This window comes from Saccharomonospora saliphila YIM 90502 (assembly GCF_000383795.1).
In the GTDB taxonomy this organism is placed as follows: domain Bacteria; phylum Actinomycetota; class Actinomycetes; order Mycobacteriales; family Pseudonocardiaceae; genus Saccharomonospora; species Saccharomonospora saliphila.
The window spans coordinates 8,498-10,788 of sequence record NZ_KB912726.1; the positions used below are offsets into that span (position 1 = coordinate 8,498).

General features: G+C 71.6%; 2 protein-coding genes. Both read left to right on the forward strand.

Translation table 11 applies throughout. From position 1 onward, the window contains the following. Positions 1-102: 102 nt before the first annotated feature. Positions 103-1,020: a cation diffusion facilitator family transporter gene (locus SACSA_RS0118835; RefSeq protein WP_019819270.1), complete on the forward strand. Its 918-nt coding sequence runs from the start codon at positions 103-105 to the stop codon at positions 1,018-1,020. Between the two features lie 247 nt (positions 1,021-1,267). After that, complete coding sequence (locus tag SACSA_RS0118840; protein WP_019819271.1) at positions 1,268-2,053, forward strand: hypothetical protein; 786 nt, start codon at positions 1,268-1,270, stop codon at positions 2,051-2,053. The last annotated feature ends 238 nt before the right edge of the window (positions 2,054-2,291 follow it).

The window sequence follows — 2,291 nt, forward strand, 5'->3', positions numbered from 1 at the left end:
CGCGCCTCCGCGCCCGGGGCCGCGCCGAGCCTTGCCCGGGCGCCTCTAAGCTCCACCCGACCGCGGGCCGCGTCGTGCCCGCCGCACGGAAAGGGGGAGCGCATGGCCGCGAACGGAGGAACCAAGGCGATCCTGGCGGCGTTGTTCGCCAACGCGGGGATCGCGGCGGCGAAATTCGTCGGGTTCCTGATCACCGGATCGTCGTCCATGATCGCCGAGTCGGTGCATTCGGTCGCCGACACGTCGAACCAGGGATTGCTGCTGCTCGGGAAGAAGACGGCGACGCGGCGGGCGAGCCGGGAGCACCCGTTCGGCTACGGCCGCGACCGGTACTTCTATTCGTTCGTCGTGGCGCTCATCCTGTTCAGTCTCGGTTCGATGTTCGCGCTCTACGAGGGCATTCACAAGATCAGCCACCCAACCCAGCTCTCGTCCCCGGTCGTGGCCGTGGTGATCCTGGTCGTGGCCATCGCGCTGGAGACCTACAGCTTCCGCACGGCGGTGGTCGAATCGCGCGCGCTCAAGGGCGACAAGTCCTGGTGGGCCTTCGTGCGGCAATCCAAGACCCCGGAGCTGCCCGTCGTGTTGCTCGAGGACGCGGGCGCGTTGTTCGGGCTCGTCTTCGCGTTGCTGGGGGTCGGGCTCTCGGTCGTGACCGGTGACCCGGTGTGGGACGGCATCGGGACGGTGCTGATCGGTGTGCTGCTCGGCGTCATCGCGGTCGTGCTCATCGTCGAGATGAAGAGCCTGCTCATCGGGGAGGGTTCCGGGCAGCGCGAACTGTCCACGGTCGTCGACCGGCTCACCGCCGGGGACGAGGTGGAACGCGTCATCCACATCCGCACCCAGTACCTCGGGCCGGACGAACTGCTGGTCGCGGCCAAGCTCGCGCTGCGGCCCGGGCTCGACATGGAGCTGGTGGCCCGCGCGATCGACGAGGCCGAGGCGCGGGTACGTGCCGAGGTGCCCGCCGCGCGGCTCATCTACCTGGAGCCGGACCTGTACCGCGTCCCCGCGTGAGTCCCGGCCCCCGCCGGTCGGCGGCGGCCTGTTCGCGGCGGCGGCCTGGCGCGATGGCGGCTGGTTGCGGCGCCAATGTTGCGAATCGGATGCGATTACGTCGAGTGGGGTTACCGATACGACTCGATCGGATCACCACTCGCGCGTACGCTCCCGCGCGGCCGCGCGGGGGCCATAGGATCCGACCGGCCCTGTGCCAAGATCACGTTCCCCGACAGTCGAACCATCCCGTCCCCCGGAGTGCCGCATGTCCCTGACTACGAGAACCCGCCTGCGTACGACCGTCGCCTCCGCCCTGGCGATCGGTCTGGTGACCGGTTGGGCCTCCACCGCGTCCGCGACGGAGGAGGCCGCGGAGGACCCACGCGCGGAGCGGCACGACGGCAACGTGACGACGTGTGCGGAGTTCGGCGGCGGCATCCTGATCAGCCTCGGCGACGACGAGGCGGTCGAGAACACGCCCGAACTGGTGTACGAGGGCGGCCAGCCGAACCAGGACCGCCACCTGACCATCACCGAGGTGCCCGACGACCTCACCGTGACCGCCGTCGTGGTCAAGGGCGGCCCCGCCTACAACGTCTACGTCCCCGGCGAGAACGGGCTCTCCGCGACGGCGCCGTGGGAGGACCTGCGCGCCCCGCTCAACCCCGGCGGCAACGTGCCCACCATCAGCCACTGGTTCGCCTGTGGTGAGGAGGCTCCGAGCCCCACGTCGACGCCGCCCGAGAGCGAGCCGAGCGAGCCCGAGGAGCCGGGGGAGTCGGAGTCCGAGGAGCCCGAGCCCTCCACCGAACAGCCCTCCAGCAGCGCGGAGACCACTCCGCCCCCGGGCGAGACCGAGTCCACGACCGCCACCGAGGACGTCACCTCGACGCCGGAGACCAGCGAGACCGACGTCTCCCCGGCGGGCGAGAGTGACGATCTGGCCTCCACCGGGTTCAGTGGCGGCTGGCTCATCGCCGTCGGAGCGGCCCTGCTGCTCGGTGGTGGCGTCCTGCTCGCGCTGACCCGCATCCGCCGCAGCGGCTCCTGATCCCGCGCACCCCGCCCACGCGCACCCGGTCCACCGGGCCGGGCCCGCGCGTGGGTACCGGGCGCCCTGGCGGCGGTGTCTTCGCCGCTACCCCGGGTGCCCGGGCGGCGGTGTTCTGGTCCGCCCGGTGCCCGGCGGTGGTGTCCTCAGTCCGTCCGCTCAGCGGCGCGGTCCTCGTCCGGTGGCGTGCCGGCTCCGTGCGGACCGCCGAACAGGTCACCGGAGACTCCGCACGGGC